Genomic DNA, 18032 nt, shown 5'->3' with positions numbered 1-18032 from the left:
CCGCGGCCGAAATGCAGCGCTCGCCGGCCCGCCGCCGAACCGGCGCTGCGCGGAGGATCCCTCGCCCGGCGGCGGCCCCGGGTCGTCCGGCCCGCCGCGTCCCCGATCCCCGCCTCGGCGTTCGCCCCGCGCGCCACCCACGTCGGCGGGCAGTCCCTGCGGAGATCCCCGCGTCGCGCCGCGCCCCCGAGGCCCGTCACGTCTGTCGTTCGCGATGCATCGACCGTGCGTCCTCGCTGCATTCGCGACCGCCCTGTGCCCCCCATCTCGCCGCAGCCGCCCCGCTCCGCGCTTCGCCTGCACCTCCTCGCATTCGCCCGCGCTCGACCTCCGCGCATTCGCCTTCGCGGTTCGCCTCGCCGCCCCGCAGCGCCGCGACGCGGGCCTCGACGTCGCGCAGGGACCCCCGCATGCGAGGCCCCTCGGCGCTCCCCGACGATGGATCCGAACCTCCCCGGGAAGTTCGGTGCGATCGGGTACTTGCCCTCATGAGGGTGATCGTGCGTTCATCGCCCCATGGTCTCGCCTCGTCTCCTGGTCGCATCCCTGGCCGCCTGTCTCCTCGTCGCCTGCGGTGACAGCGGGCGCGCCGACTCGGCCAGCGCCACGGCCACGGTCACGATGCCGACCAGCATCGGCAGCATCACCCTGCCCGATCCGACCATGACCGACCCCACCCAGGGTTCGATGAGCGCCAGCGAGGGCACCGACGGCAGCGCCGGTCAGACCGAGAGCGCCAGCAGCGACCCGCCGACCACCAGCAACGGTTCGATGTCGGGCATGACCATGACCACGCACGGCGGCCCCAAGTTCGACCTCGGCGTCACGCCTGACGGCGGCATGGGCTGCGCCGGCGACATGGACATCGACGAGAGCTTCATCTGGATCCCGGCCACCAGCGACGGCCTCGTCTCCAAGATCAACACCCGGACCCTCGTCGAGGAGGCGCGCTACCTCACCGGTCCGAGCGGCGGCTCCGAGAGCGTCTCGCGCACCGCCGTCTCGGGCGACGGCCGGTTCGTCGTCGTCAACGCCCGCGGCACCGGGCGCTCCACCGCCGTCGCCGCCAACATCGCCGACTGCATCGACTTCAACGGCGACGGCCAGATCACCACCTCCACCGGCGTCGCCGACATCAAGCCGTGGGGCACCGACGAGTGCGTCGTCTGGACGATCGTCCACGCCAACTGGTCGGGCCAGTACATCGAGGGACCGCGCGGGATCACCTGGACCATCGGCGACTACGACAAGGCCACCTGCACCTACAAGAACCAGAAGGTCTGGCTCGGCTTCGGCGCCTTGCAGGCCGGCTCCGCCAACCTGGTCCGGCTCGACGGCGCCACCGGCGTGATGGAGCAGTCGATCGAGGCCGTCGCGTGGAACGGCAGCGGCTACGCCCCGTACGGCGGCGCCCTCGACCCCATGGGCAACGCCTGGTTCACCGGCCTGCGCGGCGAGCTCGCGCGCGTCAACGCCAACGAGAACCCGATCACGATCACGCGGATCCCCCAGCCGTCCAACATCCAGACCTACGGCATGACCGTCGACCGCAACGGCAACCCGTGGATGGCCGGCTGCACCGGCCCGGTCTCGACCTACGACGTCGCCACCAACCAGTGGTTCTCGGTCGCCGGCACCAACGCCTGTCACCGCGGCATGGCCATCGACCACAACGACCACGCCTGGGTCGCCTCGAACAGCCCCTGCGGTCTCGTCGAGATCGACGTCCCGACCCGCACCCTCGTCGCCCAGCACAGCCTCGCCCAGTGCTCGACCCCGATCGGCGTCAGCGTCGACGTCGACGGCTTCGTGTGGCTCGTCGACCAGGCCGGCTGGGCGTGGAAGATCGACCCGCTCAACGTCCCGGCCATGCAGAACATCCCCGTCGCCGGCGACCACTACGTCTATTCGGACATGACCGGCGGCCAGCTCAAGAGCGTCACCCCCCCGCCGGGCTGATCGCGCGGACGGGCGAGGCCTGCCTCCGCCGCGGCGGCGCTGTCGTCCTGCGCTTCGCCGAACTGCGAGCATCGTCCCGACGACGATTCGCCGCCGATCATCATACCCCGCATTCCTTCTCGAATGCGGCGTGATCGCTCCCGCCATGGTCTTCCGTGTGGCGCGCCGATCAGCCCCACACCACCATCGAGCGCTCCGCCCCGAGGCTGCACGTGATGCGGTCCGAGCCCGGCCCGGACTTCCACGGCCCCAGGCGATCGCCGTGCCACCAGCAGCGCACCTTCAGGCGCCACTTCACGCCGGGGGTGCCGCCGCAATTCGTCGCCCCCCAATCGTCGCTCCACCGGTTGCTGCACGTCAGCCCGTCCCGCGATTGCATCGACGTCCCGCCGCGGGGGCCCGACGGCTCCGCCGCGGAGGCCTCGGTCGCCGTCGACTCGTCGTCAGCAACGGTCTGCTCGTCCTCGCAGCCCGGCGCGAGCACGAATGGCAGCAGTCCGGCGAGCACCCACCTGCGACGATTCTCCATGGCGTGGCCTCCTCCGCGGCCGCATCGCGCTCGCGCCACGCCTCCGCGACGTCGCCGGCGCATCGGGCGAAGGCTATCGAGGCTCCGCGATCGTGCCAGTCCGCGCGCGCCGCCTCGCGGCCGGCGGACCGCCCGCCGGCGCCTGGCCCCCGACATCGCCCCACTTCCTCGCCTGCTCGGCCCGCCTCGTCGCGCGCGCGCCCGTCCCCACCTGCCTGAGCGGGCCGCGCCGTCCCCCGCTGCGGCCGGGTTCGCGCCTCCTCGGGACGCCGTTCCCCCGGGCGACGCGCCCGCGCACGCGTCAAAGGACATGTTCATCAGCACATGAACTTTCAGACATGGCCGAAAAACCATGTGAAAATTCGCGCCCCGGCTCGGCGGCCGCCTCGCCGGCGCGGGCGGCCACCCCGCTCGGCGAGCGGCGGTGCGGCCGCGAGGGCCCGGGCGCGGGGGCGCTCCCTCCTGGCCGCCCGCTTCGAACAACCCCCGCGCCTCACGTATTCTTGGCGTGCGTGCTCCCGGGCGCCGAGTTCACCGAGTTGATGGACGACGCTCTCCTCGTCGTCTCGCCGGCCGGCGCCGTCGAGGCCGCCAACGCCGCGGCCGAGCGCCTGCTCGGGGCCTCGCGGGAGGCGCTGGTCGGCCGCGACCTCGCCGCGCTGCTGCCCGACTCGACGCTCGACCAGGCCTGTCGCGGCACCGACGAGGCTCGTTTCTCCCTCGACGACGGCCGCGGCGCCCGGCTCGCCGCGCACGTCGTCCCGCGCCCGGAGGGCGCCTGGGTCGTGCTCCGCCCCGAGCCCGCGCCGCTCGTCGCTCCCGACCTCCAGTCGGACGAGCACCTCCGCACGCTCCTCAGCCACGCCCCCGTCGTGCTGTTCGCCTGCGACGCCCGCGGCATTCTCACCTTGAACGAGGCCCACGGCCTCCGTCCGCTGCGCCCGAACCCCGGCAACGACGTCGGCCGCTCGATCTTCGAGGCCTACGCCGACATCCCGTGGGTCGTCGACGCCGCCCGCCGGGCGCTCGCCGGCGAATCGTTGTCGATGGTCGGCGACCTGCGCGGCGTCGTCTACGAGGCTCACTACAGCCCGCTCCGCGTCGGCGGCAGCGGCGAGCTGTGCGGCTTCATCGGCGTCGCCCTCGACGTCACCGAGCGCGAGCGGACGATCGAGCGCTACGCCAGCCAGCAGGCGGTCTTCAAGTACGTGCTCGCCAACCTCCCGCAGGGGATTTTTTGGAAGGACCGCGAGTGCCGCTACCTCGGCTGCAACCAGCACTTCCTCCAGCGCCTCCGCCTCACCAGCCCCGACGAGCTGATCGGCAAGACCGACTACGACATCTGCGCCTCGCGCGAGGAGGCCGACTTCTTCCGCACCATGGACCGCAAGGTCTTGGGCGACGGCGTCCCGATCCTCAACATCGAGGAGCCGATGCGCATGTTCGACGGCACCGACACCTACCTGCTGACCAGCAAGGTCCCGATCCGCGACGACCAGGGCGAGGTCAGCGGGCTGCTCGGGATCTACGTCGACATCACCGAGCGCAAGCGCATGGAGCTCGAGCTGCAGCGGGCCAAGGAGGCCGCCGACGCCGCCCTGCGGGCCAAGAGCGAGTTCCTCACCACCATCAGCCACGAGCTGCGGACCCCGCTGGCGCTGCTCCTCGGTCCGCTCGAGTCGCTGCTCGACGGCGACGCGCCGCTCGGCGAGCCGGTCCGCGGCGCCTTGACCCGCATGTGGCGCAACGCCTCGCGCCTCGGCCGGCTCGTCGACGACATCCTCGACTATCAGAAGCTCGAGGCCGGCAAGCTGCGGCCCACCTGGGAGCCGGTCGCCGTCCGCGACCTCGTCGAGGGCATCGTCCTCGACGCCGAGCCGGCCGCCCAGGCCGCCGGCATCGACCTGCGGCACGAGCTCGCCGACGACCTCGGCGCCGTCCCGCTCGACCGGCGCATGTTCGAGAAGATCCTGCTCAACCTCCTCGGCAACGCCCTCAAGTTCACCCCCGCCGGCGGCGCCGTCACCGTCGCGCTCGCCCGCCGCGACCGCGCGCGCCTGCGCCTCACCGTCCGCGACACCGGCCCCGGCATCGCCCCCGAAGAGCACGAGCGCGTGTTCCAGCGCTTCGAGCAGCTCGACAGCTCGATCACCCGCAAGCACGAGGGCACCGGCCTCGGCCTGGCGATCGTGCGCGAGTTCGCCGAGGAGCTCGGCGGCGTCGTCGAGCTCCACAGCGCGCTCGGCGAGGGCGCCAGCTTCGTCGTCGACCTGCCGATCGACGCCGATCGCCTCGTCGACCTCGAAGCCGTCCCCCAGCCGAACGCCGCCCGCCCCGGCCGCTTCGACGTCCTCGCCGACGACGCGCGCCCCGAGCCCCGGCCCGACCTGCCGCGCCTCCTCGTCGCCGACGACAACCCCGACATGCGGGCCTACATCGCCGCGGTCCTCGGGAACGACTACGCCGTCGAGCTCACCGCCAACGGCGCCCTCGCCCTCCAGGCCGCCCGCGCGCGCCGGCCCGACGTCATCCTCGCCGACGTCATGATGCCGGAGATGGACGGCTACGAGCTCGTCACCCGCCTCAAGCGCGACGACGACCTGCGCGACGTCCCCGTCGTCCTCCTCAGCGCCAAGGCCAGCCGCGAGGAGACCGCCCGCGGCCTCGACGTCGGCGCCGACGACTACTTGCCCAAGCCGTTCGCCGCCGTCGAGCTGCGCTCGCGCGTCCGCGCCGCGCTCCGCCTGCACCGCACCCACCTCGAGGTCGTGCGTCAGAAGCAGGCGCTCGAGCAGGCCCTGCAGGCCCTCCAGGACGCCCAGGATCAGTTGGTCCAGTCGAGCAAGATGGCGGCCGTCGGCGCGCTGGTGGCCGGCCTCTCGCACGAGCTCAACAACCCCGTCGCCGTGATCCGCATGAGCGCGCAGATGCTGCTGCGCCGCAGCCCGCGCGACCCGTTCATACGCCGCGCCCTCGAGCGGATCGAGCGGCACTCGCAGCGCTGCGCCGCGCTGGTCGACGCCCTGCTCGCGTACACCCGCCGGCGCCCGCCCGGCGCCGAGCGCTGCGAGCTGGACCAGGTGCTCCGCTGGCTGCTCGAGCTGGTGCGGCCCGAGGCCGACGAGCGCGGCATCCGCCTCGTCGCGGGGTTCGCCGGCGACTCGCTGCCGGCGCTGGTGGTCCACCGCCCGTCGCTCGAGTCCGCCCTGCTCAACGTGTTCGGCAACGCCGCCGACGCCACCGGCCCGGGCGGCGTCATCGAGATCCAGGCCCGCAGCGCCCCCGACAGCGACGGCCGCGCGGGCGCCGAGATCGTCATCCGCGACACCGGCGTCGGCATCGCCGCCGCCGACCTCCCGCGCGTGTTCGAGCCGTTTTACACCACCAAGCCGCCCGGCAAGGGCACCGGCCTCGGGCTGTCGATGGCGCAGAAGTTCGTCCGCGCCCACGGCGGCACGATCCGCATCGACAGCGAGCTCGGTCGCGGCACCGCCGTGCGCATGTGGCTGCCCCTGCTCCCGCCCGACGCCGCCGCGGCCGAGGGCCGTGCGCCCGCGAGCCTCGCCCCGCAGGCCCCCTGATCGCCGGGGCCGGCCGCTCGGCGTGCTCCATCCCGGAAGAAACATGCCCCAGGGGTCATGCCCCACGCATCATGTCCATAAAAACATGCCCTTTCGGACATGTACCGTAGCGTCGCCTCACAGCACGCAGCCGAGCTGCACCAGCTCGGGCGGCGCCGACAGCGTCACGAGCGCGTCGACGGCCAGCGGACCGTCGGGCGTCTCGACCTCGACGTGGACCTGCGCCGGCAGCCCGTCGACCTCGGACAGCTTGGCCAGCTCGTCGGGCGGGAACACCGGCACGACCCCGGCCACCCCGCCGTCGAGCGTCTCGCAGCCGATGTAGTACGACTCGCCGTCGCGCTGGTAGAAGTGTCCGGTCGGCCCGATGTTGTAGCCCTCGACGTCGACCACCACCGACACCTCCGGGTGGTAGCCGCCCGGGTCGAAGCCGCCGAGCGACGGGTACAGCCCGAACATCCACAGGCCCTGCCCGCCGCACTCGAGCGGCAACACCGCGCCGTCGACCAACGGCGCCCCGCCCTTCACCGCCAGCTCGAAGAACGGCGCCGGCGCGTCGCGGTCGAAGCCCTGGCAGTACACCGCCGGCGCGGACGTCGTCGACGACACGTCGGTCGACGGCGCCCCGGTCGACGTCGACGACCCCGTCGTCGGCGCCGGCTCGCTGGCGGACTCGTCGCCCGTGGTCGCACTCGAACCCGCGCCCGTCGTCGCCGTCGCGCCGGTGCCTGCCGTCTCGGTGGCCTCGCTCGCGCCCGGCGACGCCGGGCCGCCCGAGCATCCGACCACCACGATCACCACGACGACCCGCGACCGGCGCATGCACCCACCCTATCCGCCGCGCGCCCCGTTTGACCAGACGCGCGGCCGCGAGCTCCAGCCGTGACGCACCGCCCCTCGTGGCGCCGGCGAACCCGGCAGGCCCACCCACGCGCCGCTGGGCGAAGAACTCGGGTTCGCCCGTCGCCCTCGCGCTATCCTGATCCCCCAGCGTGCGACGCACCTCCGCCACTGCCTCGCTGGCCGCCTTCCTGGCCTGCAGCGGCCCGCAAGTCCCCGAGCGGCCGCAGCCGCCCCCGGTCTCGGAGTGCGCGGCGATCCTCGCCACCATTCCCTACGCCGCGACCGCCATCCCCCTCCAGCTCGACCCCGACGGCCTCGCCGAGCTCGACGAATGGATCGCCCGCCTGCGCGCCGATCCCCGGCTGCGCGTCGAGCTCGGCGTCCACATGGCCGCGGCCGCGCGCGCCGGCGCCGACCCGGCGCAGGTCCACGCGCGGATGCGCCGGCTCGGCGTCGACCTGCTCGCGCGCGTGCGCGCCGAGGTCCGCCCCGCCGCTCGCGTCGCGCTCGTCGTGCACGGCGTCCCGGGCGGTCCTGCCGACGATCTGTGGGCCGGCAGCTGGGTCCAGCTCCGGCGCGTCTGTCCGCCCTTCGCCCCCGATCTCGACGCCGACGGCGTCGCCGATGCCCTCGATCGTTGCCGCGACGACCCCGAGGATCACGACCGCTTCGCCGACGACGACGGTTGCCCCGATCGCGACAACGACGGCGACGGCCTCCTCGACGCCGCGCGCTGGACCGGCAGCGAGTGGATCAACTGCGACGGCAAGCTCGAGCGCGGGATCCACCGCCGCGACTGCCGCGACGAGCCCGAGACCGTCAACGGCGAGCAGGACGACGACGGCTGCCCCGAGGCGCTCGTCGCCGACTGCGGGCGCTTCGTCGTCCGCATCGGCTACGACCCCGTCACCCGCGAGCTCGACCCCGACGGCTTCCTCGAGCTCGACGCGCGGCGCAAGCAGCTCGGCCAGCGCCTCTCCACCCGCGGCGTGTTCGTGCTCGAGGGCCACACCGCCGCCGGCATGCCCCCGGCCGAGGCGCGTCAGCTCGGCCTCGACATGGCCGACAAGGCGCGCGCCGTGTTGATCGATCGCGGCTTCGTCCACCACGCGCTCGAGGTGCGCAGCCGCGGCGCCGACCAGCCGATCGCCGACAACGACAGCGACGAGGGTCGGCGCGCCAACCATCGCGTCGAGATCGTCGCCGGCCTCGCCTGCCTCGAACCGTCGAGCCCGCTGTGTCCGTGAGCCCCGGGTCGCCCCGCGATCGCCCGGGGGAGCCGCCGGGTGCCGCCATGGAGGCTCGTGCGCCGTCCTCTGCACGCCCGGCCCGCGACGCGAGGACCCACGAATCGCGGTGCGCTCGCGGCCGCGTGGCGAGGCTTTGCGCCCCCGCGCGCGTGCGCGGCGCCAGGCGGCGATTTGCCTGCGAGCGGCTGGCGCCGCGCGGCTCGCCCGGACAAAATGGCCGCCACTCGGAGGAAGAATCCATGCTCACGACCCGCTCGAGCCTCGCCCTCGCCGTGCTCCTCGCCGCAGCCTGCGGCGGCGAGACCACCAAGCCAGCCCCTGCCCCCGAGGCCGCCAAGCCGGCCGCGCCCGCCCCCGCCGACAAGCCGGTCGAGGCGGCCCCGGCCAAGCCCGCCGAGCAGCCCGTCCTCGCCGACAGCGGCCTCGGGGTCGGCGGCAAGTTCAAGCCGTTCGAGATCGTCAACTGCGACAGCGGCGAGAAGTACTGCCAGGTCTGCAAGTTCGGCGGCAGCCCGAAGATCATGGCCGTCGGCACCATCGACGACGAGGCCTTCAAGAACGACATCAAGAACCTCGACGCGCTGGTCCAGAAGTACGGCGAGGACAAGCTCAAGGCGTTCGCCGTCATCACCGACATCAAGGACGGCAAGGCCACCACCCCCACCGGCGACCGCGCGGCCCTCGAGGCCAAGGTCAAGGCCCTGCGCACCGAGCTCGGCGTCACCATCCCGCTGGTCGTCCCGGCCGACGAGGGCGGCAAGAACGACGCCTTCGACGGCTGGTACAACATCACCAAGAGCCGCACCGTCATGTTCGCCGACGGCCGCAACGCCGTGAAGTACTCCGGCGTCGCCCCGGCCGACCTGTCCGGCCTCAACACCGCCATTCAAGAGGTCCTCGGCGTCCCCGGCGACGCCGCCGCCCCCAAGGCCGGCTGAGCGCTGGCGCTGCCCCTCCAGACATGTCGCCAGGGCCAGCCGTAGCGCTGCCCCTCCAGACATGTCGCCAGGACCATGTCCCCGGCGACATGTCGTGTTTCACCTCATGCCGCTCCGGCTCGGCCGGGCCGAGCGCCCCGTCCCTGCGCCAGGGCCAGCGTCGCCGGCCTGGCTGCGCCGGCGAGACGACCGGCGCTCGCGCGCGGCTCCGCGCCGACGCCGCCCGCCGCTTTCCGGCTCCCGGCCCGAGCTGCGGCCCGCCGAAAGACATTGCCCCGAGGCCATGTCCTCCAGACCATGGCCTTCAAACCATGTTCCTCGCCGCATGTCCTCTCCGACATGCCCCGGAAGCCAGCGCTCAAGGCACCAGGTACGGCAGCCCCGGCGGCGGCGCGTAGCCGGGCAGCTCGCCGAGCGCGAGCACGGCGCGGAGCGCCTGCGTCGCGGCGAACATCGCGGCTGGCACCAGCGCGACCACGAACCCGCGGATCGGCGGGACCTGGTGCGTCCCGGTGAGCGCGTTGCCGGCGACCACGAACGTCAGCAGGGTCAGCGCCCCCAGCCCGCCGAGGTAGACCGGCAGCGTCAGCTGTCCGAGGAACAGCGGCAGGTCGAGCGCCGCGACCCCCAGCAGCGCGGGCGCCAGGGCGTAGCCGACGGCCCGCATCGTCGCCGCGATCGAGCGCGGCGCCCCGCCGGTCAGCGCCAGGGCCACGTGGGTGGCGATCCCCAGGCCGGCGTACAGCAGCGGCACCCCGACCGGGGCCATCAGCAGCAGCCACAGCGACAGCGCCTCGACCAGGCGCGCGTCGAACAGCGGGATCCCCTCCTGGACCGCGGCTGTCGGGCCTGTAACGCCCAGCGTCACCAGCAGCGCCGCCCACAGCGGCAGCCGCACGGTCAGCAGCAGCCGCAGCGCCGCGCCGTGGTCGACCGGTTCATGGACGTGTTGAAAGCTCCGCCGCGGCCGCAGCAGCAGCGCCGCCAGCGAGCGACGCACCCGCCAGCCCCAGCCGGGCAGCGCCGCGGCCGACCCGCCTTCGGCCTCGCGCGGCCACTCCACCGGCAGCGCGCTCCACAGCGCGCCCGAGTCGGCGAGCAGCTCGCGACCCTTCGCTTCCTGGCGGACGCGCGCCGCGCTCGCTGTTCCGGGCTCAGCCATCGGCCGCGGAGTGTAGCCGACTCGGGCCGGCCTCGAACGGGGCGCGGGCACTTCCCGCGGGCCCGGGCTCACGCGTAAGCTGACGGACATGCATCGCCCCCTCCTCGCCGCCGTGCTCGTGGTCGCTGCCGTCGGGTGTCGCAAGCGCGAGGTCGTCGCCGACATGGACTACGACGACCCCAAGGCGGCGATCGCCACCATGGAGAGCGAGGAGCGCGAGTCGTGGGAGATGCCCGACCGGATCGTCCGCGCCCTCCCGATCCCCGACAAGGGCGCCGTGATCGCCGACATCGGCGCCGGCTCCGGCTACTTCTCGCGCCGGCTGGCCCAGCAGGTCCCGACCGGCACCGTCTACGCCGTCGACATCGACGACGAGTTCCGGGCCCACATCGAGTCGCAGCGCGAGAGCTGGGGCACCCCCAACATCCAGCCGCACCTCGCCTTCTACGACGACCCGGCGCTGCCCGAGAAGGCCGTCGACCTCGTGTTCGTCGCCAACACCTACGCCTATCTGCGCGACCGCGTGCGCTACTTCAAGAAAGTCCACGACGCGCTCAAGCCCGGCGGTTACCTCGCGATCGTCGACTTCCGGCCCGACGCCCAGCCGCCGGAGAAGTTCGCACCTGACCCGAAGTACAGGCTCTCGCGCGACGCCATCGTCGGCGAGCTGCAGCAGGCCGGCTTCGCCCTCGAGCGCGAGGAGGACTTCCTCCCGCACCAGTACTTCCTCATCTTCGCCATGAACCGCTGACCATGCCCGCGCCGCGCCCGCCCCGCTTTCCCGGCCTCGTCGACACCCACTGCCACCTCGACTACGCGCCGATGATCGACGACCTCGCCGCCACCCTGCAGCGGGCCGCCGACGCCGGCGTCGAGCAGATGATCCACGTCGGCTGCTCGCGCGCGAGCGCCCCGCGGGCCGTCGCGCTGGTCGCCCCGCACGCCCACCTGTTCGCCGCCGTCGGCATCCACCCGCACGACGCCAGCGAGGCCGACGAGGCCGCCCTGGCCGAGATCGCCGCCCTCGCCCGCGGCGCCAAGGTCGTCGCCGTCGGCGAGACCGGCCTCGACTACCACTACAACCGCAGCCCGCCCGACGCGCAAAAACGCGCTTTGGCCGCCCACCGCGAGATCGCCCGCGACCTCGACAAGCCGCTGGTCCTGCACATCCGCGACGCCCACGCCGACGCCCTCGCCATCCTCGACGACGCCCCGCCGCTGCCGCGCCGCGGCGTCGTCCACTGCTTCACCGGCACCCCCGCCGAGGCCGAGCAGTGGCTCGCGCGCGGCTACCTCCTGTCCTTCTCGGGCATCGCCACCTTCCCCCAGGCCGAGGGCCTGCGCGACGCGGCCCGGCTGTGCCCCGCCGACCGCCTCCTGCTCGAGACCGACGCCCCCTACCTCGCCCCGGTACCCGTGCGCGGCCGCAAGAACGAGCCGGCCAACGTCGCCTTCACCTGCGCGCACCTCGCCGGCGTCCGCCGCGAGGATCCGGCCGCCCTGGCCGTGCAGGCCGGCGCCAACGCCCGAACCTTCTTCCGCCTGCCGGCCCCCGCGAGCGCGTGAGGCAAATCCACCGCCGTCCGCGCCCCGGCGCGCCCGCAGGTTGACGCCCGGCGCGATCGCGGGCACCTTCCCCGTCCCTGCGGCGCCTCGCTCTTCGCTGATTCCAACGTGAAGGAAGCCGCGCCGCAACACCTCACGGCCCTTCGGGCCTGAGCTCCGGAGCCCCATGAATTTCCAGATCGGTCTCATCGCCAAAAAGCTTGGAATGACGCAGGTGTTCAAGGACGAGGGTGACCGCGTCCCCGTCACCGTCCTGCACGTCGCCGGCAACACCGTCACCGCCCACCGCACCGCCGAGCGCGACACGTACACGGCCCTGCAGGTCGGCTTCGCCGAGAAGAAGGCCTCGCGCGCCAGCAAGCCCGAGAAGGGCGCCGCCGAGGCCGCCAAGGTCGGCACCTTCTACGTCCACAAGGAGTTCCGCGTCCCCGCCGCGGCGCTCGCCGCCCACCCGGTCGGCAGCCAGCTCGGCGCCGACCTGTTCAAGGAGGGCGCCCGCGTCGACGTCACCGGCACCTCCAAGGGCAAGGGCTACCAGGGCGTCATCAAGCGCCACAACATGGAGGGCGAGAAGAACAGCCACGGCCAGCACGAGTTCTTCCGCCACGGCGGCTCGATCGGCTGCCGCAAGACCCCCGGCCGCGTCCACCGCGGCAAGCGCATGACCGGCCACATGGGCCACGAGCGCGTCACCCTGCAGAACCTCGAGATCGTCAAGATCGACGCCGAGCGCGGCCTGATCCTCGTGCGCGGCCCGGTCCCCGGCGCCAACAACGGCTTCGTGACCATCCGCGCCGCCATCAAGCCCGCCATCAAGGCCGGCAACAACAAGCCCTGAAGGCCCTGTTCCGAAGGCCCTGTCCTTCGGGACATGCCCTTTGAGCCACACCGCTCGAGCCGGCCACGCGCCGGCTCGGCTGCTTAAGCCGCCGCACGTCATGACCCGCCACCGCCTCAGCGACAAGGCCCACCGCCACGACGCCGCCTACCAGCGCGCCAAGCAGGAGAACTACGCCGCGCGCGCGGTCTACAAGCTCGAGGAGATCGACAAGCGGTTCCACATCCTGCGCCAGGGCGCGCGGGTGCTCGACCTCGGCTGCTGGCCGGGCTCGTGGATCCAGTACGCCGGCGACCGCGTGACCGAGACCGGCTACGTCCTCGGCCTCGACCTCAAGCCGGTCGTGCTCAGCTTCCCCGCCCACGTCGAGCACCGCGTCGCCGACGTGTTCGAGTGGACCCCCGGACCCGACCTTCCGCCCTTCGACGTCGTCCTCAGCGACATGGCCCCGCACACCACCGGCGACCGCCACACCGACGTCGTCCGCAGCGAGGGCCTGGCCGAGCGCGCCCTCGACATCGCCTGCATGGTCCTCCGGCCGGGCGGCCACTGCGTCGCCAAGGTGTTCCAGGGCGGCGGCTTCGGCGAGCTGCTCAAGCGCTTCCGCGCCAGCTTCCAGGAAGCCCGCCCCTACCACGCCAAGAACTCGCGCTCCACCAGCACCGAGCAGTACCTCGTCGGCCGCGGCCTCAAGGCCAGCGCCACGGTGCGCCGGCCCTGAGCGCACGAGCGCCGGCGGTCGCCCTCGCGACCTGCAGTCGCGCCCCGAACGCGCCACGCACGACCTGCCTCGACGCCCCGCGGGCCGATCGGCGGTCGCCGCCGCGGCGGCGTGCACGACGCCCGCAGGGCGCCGCTCGCCGCATGTCCTGCGAGACATGTCCGGACGATCGCGCCGCCCCACGAACTCCGCTGCGTGCATCGCTGTCGCTCGTCGACCTCGAACGAGCGCGAGGTGGGTCCGACCGACGACTGCCTCCGTCAGTTCGCCCCGCCCACCGCGAACGTCGAGATGCCCCGTTCGAACCTCTCGCCTGCGGGCATGCACGTCCCGATTCGTCCCCTCGTCCGTAGCCTCCCGCTCGTCGCGCTCGCGCTGGTGGCCTGCGGAAACGGCGATCCCGCCGACACCGACGCCACCACCACGACCGCCGCCGAGACCACCGCAGGCGCGACCGTAGGCGCCGTCACCGACGCGCCGACGACCCGTCCGCCCGGCACCACCGCCGCCGTGGATCCGACCACCACCACGACCACCGGCACCACGACCACGACCACCGGTGACGACCCCGACACCGCCACCGGCACGACCGGCCGCGAGGCCGGATTCGACGAGAACCTGCCCTACGGCGGCCGCTTCCACGGCGTCGCCGCCAGCGGCCGCGGCCCCGGAAATACCCGCTTCGCCACCATGGCCGCGCACCGCCTGCGCGCCGAGAAGTCGGGCTACGTCACGGCCGTGCGCTGAACAATCGCTTCGATCACCAGCGCGGCAACGTCGGCTACTCGATCGACGACGGCGGCGACGTGCGCGTCGAGCTGCGCGCCGACGACGGCACCGACGACCACTTCCCCGCCGACAGCGTGCTGGCGCAGACGGCCGTGCTCGAGCACAGGATCGAACAGCCCGAGTTCCCGCTGGTCGAGTTCGCCGAGCCCGCGTGGCTCGACGTCGACCAGCTCTACCACATCGTCTACGTCCAGCTCGGCGAGCCCGGCAACGAGGTCTCGATCAACGACCTGCACAACCTCACCTACGGCAGCCCCAAGAGCCCGTTCTTCGACGACGACTTCGCCACCCTGATCTGCCGCGAGAACACCGGCTGGTCGCGACGCGCCCGCTACATCCCGCTGTTCGAGCTCCACTACGACGACGGCGTCGTCAAGGGCCAGGGCAACCTCGCGGGCGCCCCGTGGTCGACTCGATCCAGGGCACCGTGAAGTCGATCTCCGGCGACCTCGGCGCGCGCGAGCGGATCGTCGTCGACGGCCCCACGCGCGTCGCCCGGGCCCTGTGGGTGCGGCCCTGGCGGGTCGAGGGCGACGACCCGTTGCACGTGTGCCTGCGGACCGGCTGCGGCGACGACCTCGTGTGCTTCGCCCTCGATCCCGGTCAGTCTCGGCGCCGTACAACGACCAGAACTTCGACTGCAACGACTGCGGCGACTGCGACAGCTGCGACATCTGCGGCGGCTGCGACGCCTGCGAGGCCGCACCAACGTCGTCGAGTGGATCCGCCTCGAGTTCGCCGAGAGCCGGACCCTCGAGTCCGGCGCGACCTACTCGGTCGAGTTCGCGAGCGAAGCCTCCAGCACCTACCGCGTCACCGCCATGTACGGAACCGGCCACGCCAAGGACGAGAGCGAACGCTTCGGCGAGGACAAGCAGGTCCTCTCGTGGCGTGCCGAGTACACCGTCGACGGTGGTCAGGAGTGGATTGGCTGGACCAACTGGGACGCCGACGACCGCTCCGACCACCACCTCGGCGTCCTCTTCGAGCTCGAGGAGTTCCAACCGGCGCCGCGACCCGCGGTGCGGAGACCAGGACGGGCGGGAAGCAAGTGCCGCCCCGGCATGACATTCCCGCGCCGAAGGAGCGATATCGCGCGCCTTGCTCCTTCTGCGACGTCCTGCCGCCCGCGCGGTTTCGCCCCGGAGCGCTCCCGCTCGCATGCGCTCGCCCCTCGGTCGGGTCCACGAAATGGGGCGCCGACTTCGCCCCGCGAAGCGATCTCCCTGTCCCGAAGGCCAGCCCGGCGCGCTGCCGCGCCCCGCTCTCGCCGCCGTTTTGCGCGCGTCTCCGCCCCGGCAGCAAATCGGCCCTCGGGCCGCTAGAGCGGCCTATCTGGCCGTCCGCGCAGTTTTGCGCCGCGCGATTTGGTTTATCTCCCTCTGATCAAGAGTTCAGGGCAGCCTCGGTGATCGCTGGACACTGATTGGGTGTTCAGTACAGATCCGATCCCATGCAACGCCGTCGCCGACTGCGGATCACCCCCACGCCGGTCCGTGAATTGCCGTCTCCGGACGACCCCGGGCTGCCGGACGTCGCGCCGCGGCCGGAGCCGGAGCCGGAGCGCCGGCCGCCCGAGCCGCCGGAGCCGCCCGAGCCGAACGGCCCGGATCTGCCCGCCCCGGTCCCCAAGCGCGATCCCCGCGATTGCCTTGCTTCCGCCCCGGCCGAGCCGCACCTGTGGGCCGTCATGCAGGCCCAGATCGACGCCGATCGCCGGCGCAGGGCCGCATTCGTGGCCGCGCGGCGACCGAACCGACCCGTATTCGCCCCCGATTCACTCCTGTGACCGTGCTGTCGCCCGCGAATAAGCCCGTGCCGCTCACATCGGCGCGACTTGCCAGCGCCGCGCCGCCGGGTTTACTTCCCGCCGCCGCCCAAAACGGCGTCTATGGCCGCCACGCAGCAGATTCGTAACCTCGCGATCATCGCCCACGTCGACCACGGCAAGACCACGCTGGTCGACGCTCTACTCACTTCAGCAGGCGCGCTCGACCGCGGAGAAGGTCAGCTCGAGCGCGCGATGGACAGCGGCGATCTCGAGAAAGAGCGCGGCATCACCATCACCAGCAAGCCGACCAGCGTCACCTACGGCGACGTGCGGATCAACCTGGTCGACACGCCCGGACACGCCGACTTCGGCGGCGAGGTCGAGCGCGTGCTCAACATGGTCGACGCCGTGCTCGTCGTCGTCGACGCCTTCGAGGGGCCGATGCCGCAGACGCGGTTCGTCACCGAGAAGGCCGTCGCGCTCGGGCTCAAGATCCTGCTCGTCGTCAACAAGATCGATCGTCCCGGCGCCGAGCCGCACAAGACCGTCGACGCCACCTTCGATTTGCTCGCCGGCATCGGCGCCAGCGAGGAGCAGCTCGACTTCCCGGTCATTTTCTGCAGCGCCCGCGAGCGCTACGCGATGAGCGACCCCGACGACGAGAAGGGTCCGATGTCGCGGATCCTCGACTTCATCGTCCAGTACGCCCCGCCGCCGGTGGTGCACGAGGGCGGCGCCGCCTTGTGGGTCTCCACCCTCGACTATGATCCGTTCCTCGGCTTCGTCGCCATCGGCCGGATCCGCAGCGGTCGGATCGCCATCGGCGATCGTCTTGCCCAGCTCCGTCACCCGCCGCGGCCCGCCCACGGCGAGACTGCCGGGCCGCCGACCGTCGCCGAGGTGTTCCGCGTCCGTCGCCTGCTCGGCTTCCAGGGTTTGCGTCGCTACGAGCGCGAGTACGCCGAGGCCGGCGACCTGGTCGCCGTCGCCGGCATGGAGACCTTGCAGGTCGGCGACACGCTGACCACCGAGGATCCGGCCACGCGTCACGTGTTCCCGCGGCTCGACGTCGACCCGCCGACCATGACCATGCGCTTCCGCGTCAACGACGGCCCGTTCGCCGGGCGCGAGGGCAAGTGGGTCACCTCGCGCAAGCTCGCCGAGCGGCTCGAGCGCGAGGTGCGGTCGAACGTCGCCCTGCGCGTCAGCCCCGGCGAGAGCGCCGAAGAGTTCGAGGTCGCCGGTCGCGGCGAGCTCCACCTCGGCGTCCTCATCGAGACCATGCGGCGCGAGGGCTACGAGCTGTGCGTCTCGCGGCCCAAGGTCATCCTCCGCCGCAACGAGAACGACGAGCTGGAGGAGCCGTACGAGAACCTGATCATCCAGTGCGATCAGGAGTACTCGGGCGCCGTCATCGAGAAGCTGAGCCAGCGCGGCGGCGAGCTGCGGGCCATGGACAGCGCCGGCCCCGGCCGCACCCGTCTCGAGCTGCGCACCCCCACGCGCAGCCTGATCGGCTACCGCAGCGAGATGCTCACCGACACCCGCGGCACCGGCATCATGGCCGCCACCTTCGCCGGCTACGGCCCGTACCTCGGCCCGCGGAAGACCCGCCCGCGCGGCGTCCTCATCGTCATGGAGCCCGGCGAGACCTTCGCCTACTCCCTCGGTCGCCTGCAGGACCGCGGCGTGCTCTTCATCGGCGAGCACGTCCAGGTCTACGCCGGCCAGATCCTCGGCGAGCACAGCCGCGAGAACGACCTCGTCGTCAATCCGTGCATCGCCAAGAAGTTCACCAACATCCGCAGCGCCGGCGCCGACGAGAAGATCTTCCTGACGCCCCCGCTCGAGCGCAGCCTCGAGCAGGCGCTCGCTTACATCGAGGACGACGAGCTGCTCGAGGTCACCCCGAAGAGCCTGCGCCTGCGCAAGCGCGACCTCGACCACAACCGCCGCAAGCGCGAAGCCAAGGCGGCAGCCGGCTGAGCGAACCTCGCTCCGCGAAGATTCGCGACCCTGGCGCGACCCTCCCCGAGGGTCGCGCTTTTTCTTGGCCTGCGAGCGACGATCCCCGCATGGGAACCG

15 protein-coding genes are annotated in these 18032 nt (G+C 72.6%); 12 read left to right on the top strand and 3 right to left on the bottom strand.

Annotated elements, in window-relative coordinates:
* Positions 1-516: 516 nt before the first annotated feature.
* Entirely contained in the window at positions 517-1959 is a 1443-nt protein-coding gene (locus NAEX_RS38970; protein ID WP_096332537.1) for an NHL repeat-containing protein, read from the top strand.
* Positions 1960-2128: 169 nt separating this feature from the next.
* On the opposite strand, the gene NAEX_RS38965 is transcribed toward NAEX_RS38970, so the two are convergent.
* The gene (locus NAEX_RS38965) at positions 2129-2488 is read right to left on the bottom strand and encodes a hypothetical protein (RefSeq protein ID WP_096332536.1); all 360 of its coding nucleotides are present in this window, start codon (positions 2486-2488) and stop codon (positions 2129-2131) included.
* A gap of 512 nt (positions 2489-3000) precedes the next feature.
* On the opposite strand from NAEX_RS38965, the gene NAEX_RS38960 reads away from it, so the two are divergent.
* Positions 3001-6069 carry an ATP-binding protein gene (locus tag NAEX_RS38960; RefSeq protein WP_100793277.1) on the top strand — a complete coding sequence of 1023 codons (3069 nt, stop codon included), beginning with the start codon at positions 3001-3003 and terminating at the stop codon, positions 6067-6069.
* Positions 6070-6186: 117 nt separating this feature from the next.
* Here the strand turns inward: NAEX_RS38960 and NAEX_RS38955 are convergent, their stop codons facing one another.
* The gene (locus NAEX_RS38955; RefSeq protein WP_100793278.1) at positions 6187-6891 is read right to left on the bottom strand and encodes a hypothetical protein; all 705 of its coding nucleotides are present in this window, start codon (positions 6889-6891) and stop codon (positions 6187-6189) included.
* Positions 6892-7061: 170 nt separating this feature from the next.
* Here NAEX_RS38955 and NAEX_RS38950 point away from each other — a divergent pair, with 170 nt between their 5' ends.
* Positions 7062-8159: an OmpA family protein gene (locus NAEX_RS38950; protein ID WP_096332533.1), complete on the top strand. Its 1098-nt coding sequence runs from the start codon at positions 7062-7064 to the stop codon at positions 8157-8159.
* Positions 8160-8401: 242 nt separating this feature from the next.
* Complete coding sequence (locus NAEX_RS38945; RefSeq protein WP_096332532.1) at positions 8402-9100, top strand: hypothetical protein; 699 nt, start codon at positions 8402-8404, stop codon at positions 9098-9100.
* 358 nt (positions 9101-9458) lie between these two features.
* On the opposite strand, the gene NAEX_RS38940 is transcribed toward NAEX_RS38945, so the two are convergent.
* Positions 9459-10262, bottom strand: coding sequence for a YIP1 family protein (locus NAEX_RS38940; protein WP_096332531.1), 804 nt, complete (start codon positions 10260-10262; stop codon positions 9459-9461).
* Positions 10263-10350: 88 nt separating this feature from the next.
* On the opposite strand from NAEX_RS38940, the gene NAEX_RS38935 reads away from it, so the two are divergent.
* The 8 genes from NAEX_RS38935 to typA all read left to right on the top strand — a co-directional run bounded on the left by NAEX_RS38935 (position 10351) and on the right by typA (position 17933).
* Positions 10351-11013 (top strand): class I SAM-dependent methyltransferase, encoded by a 663-nt coding sequence (locus tag NAEX_RS38935; RefSeq protein WP_096332530.1) that lies wholly within the window; start codon positions 10351-10353, stop codon positions 11011-11013.
* Between the two features lie 2 nt (positions 11014-11015).
* Positions 11016-11828 carry a TatD family hydrolase gene (locus NAEX_RS38930; RefSeq protein WP_096332529.1) on the top strand — a complete coding sequence of 271 codons (813 nt, stop codon included), beginning with the start codon at positions 11016-11018 and terminating at the stop codon, positions 11826-11828.
* A 166-nt stretch (positions 11829-11994) separates the two neighbouring features.
* Positions 11995-12666, top strand: coding sequence for a 50S ribosomal protein L3 (gene rplC, locus NAEX_RS38925; RefSeq protein WP_096332528.1), 672 nt, complete (start codon positions 11995-11997; stop codon positions 12664-12666).
* Between the two features lie 100 nt (positions 12667-12766).
* Entirely contained in the window at positions 12767-13387 is a 621-nt protein-coding gene (locus tag NAEX_RS38920; RefSeq protein WP_096332527.1) for an SAM-dependent methyltransferase, read from the top strand.
* 195 nt (positions 13388-13582) lie between these two features.
* Positions 13583-14134, top strand: a complete 552-nt coding sequence (locus tag NAEX_RS38915) for a hypothetical protein (protein ID WP_096332526.1) — start codon at positions 13583-13585, stop codon at positions 14132-14134.
* 59 nt (positions 14135-14193) lie between these two features.
* The gene (locus tag NAEX_RS38910; protein ID WP_096332525.1) at positions 14194-14607 is read left to right on the top strand and encodes a hypothetical protein; all 414 of its coding nucleotides are present in this window, start codon (positions 14194-14196) and stop codon (positions 14605-14607) included.
* 1022 nt (positions 14608-15629) lie between these two features.
* Positions 15630-15965 (top strand): hypothetical protein, encoded by a 336-nt coding sequence (locus tag NAEX_RS38905; protein WP_143141002.1) that lies wholly within the window; start codon positions 15630-15632, stop codon positions 15963-15965.
* A gap of 102 nt (positions 15966-16067) precedes the next feature.
* Positions 16068-17933 (top strand): translational GTPase TypA, encoded by a 1866-nt coding sequence (gene typA / locus NAEX_RS38900; RefSeq protein WP_096332523.1) that lies wholly within the window; start codon positions 16068-16070, stop codon positions 17931-17933.
* The last annotated feature ends 99 nt before the right edge of the window (positions 17934-18032 follow it).

The organism is Nannocystis exedens, assembly GCF_002343915.1.
Lineage (GTDB): Bacteria > Myxococcota_A > Polyangia > Nannocystales > Nannocystaceae > Nannocystis > Nannocystis exedens.
The sequence above is the reverse complement of the archived record's forward strand: the minus strand, read 5'-3'. Positions and strand labels throughout refer to the sequence as shown.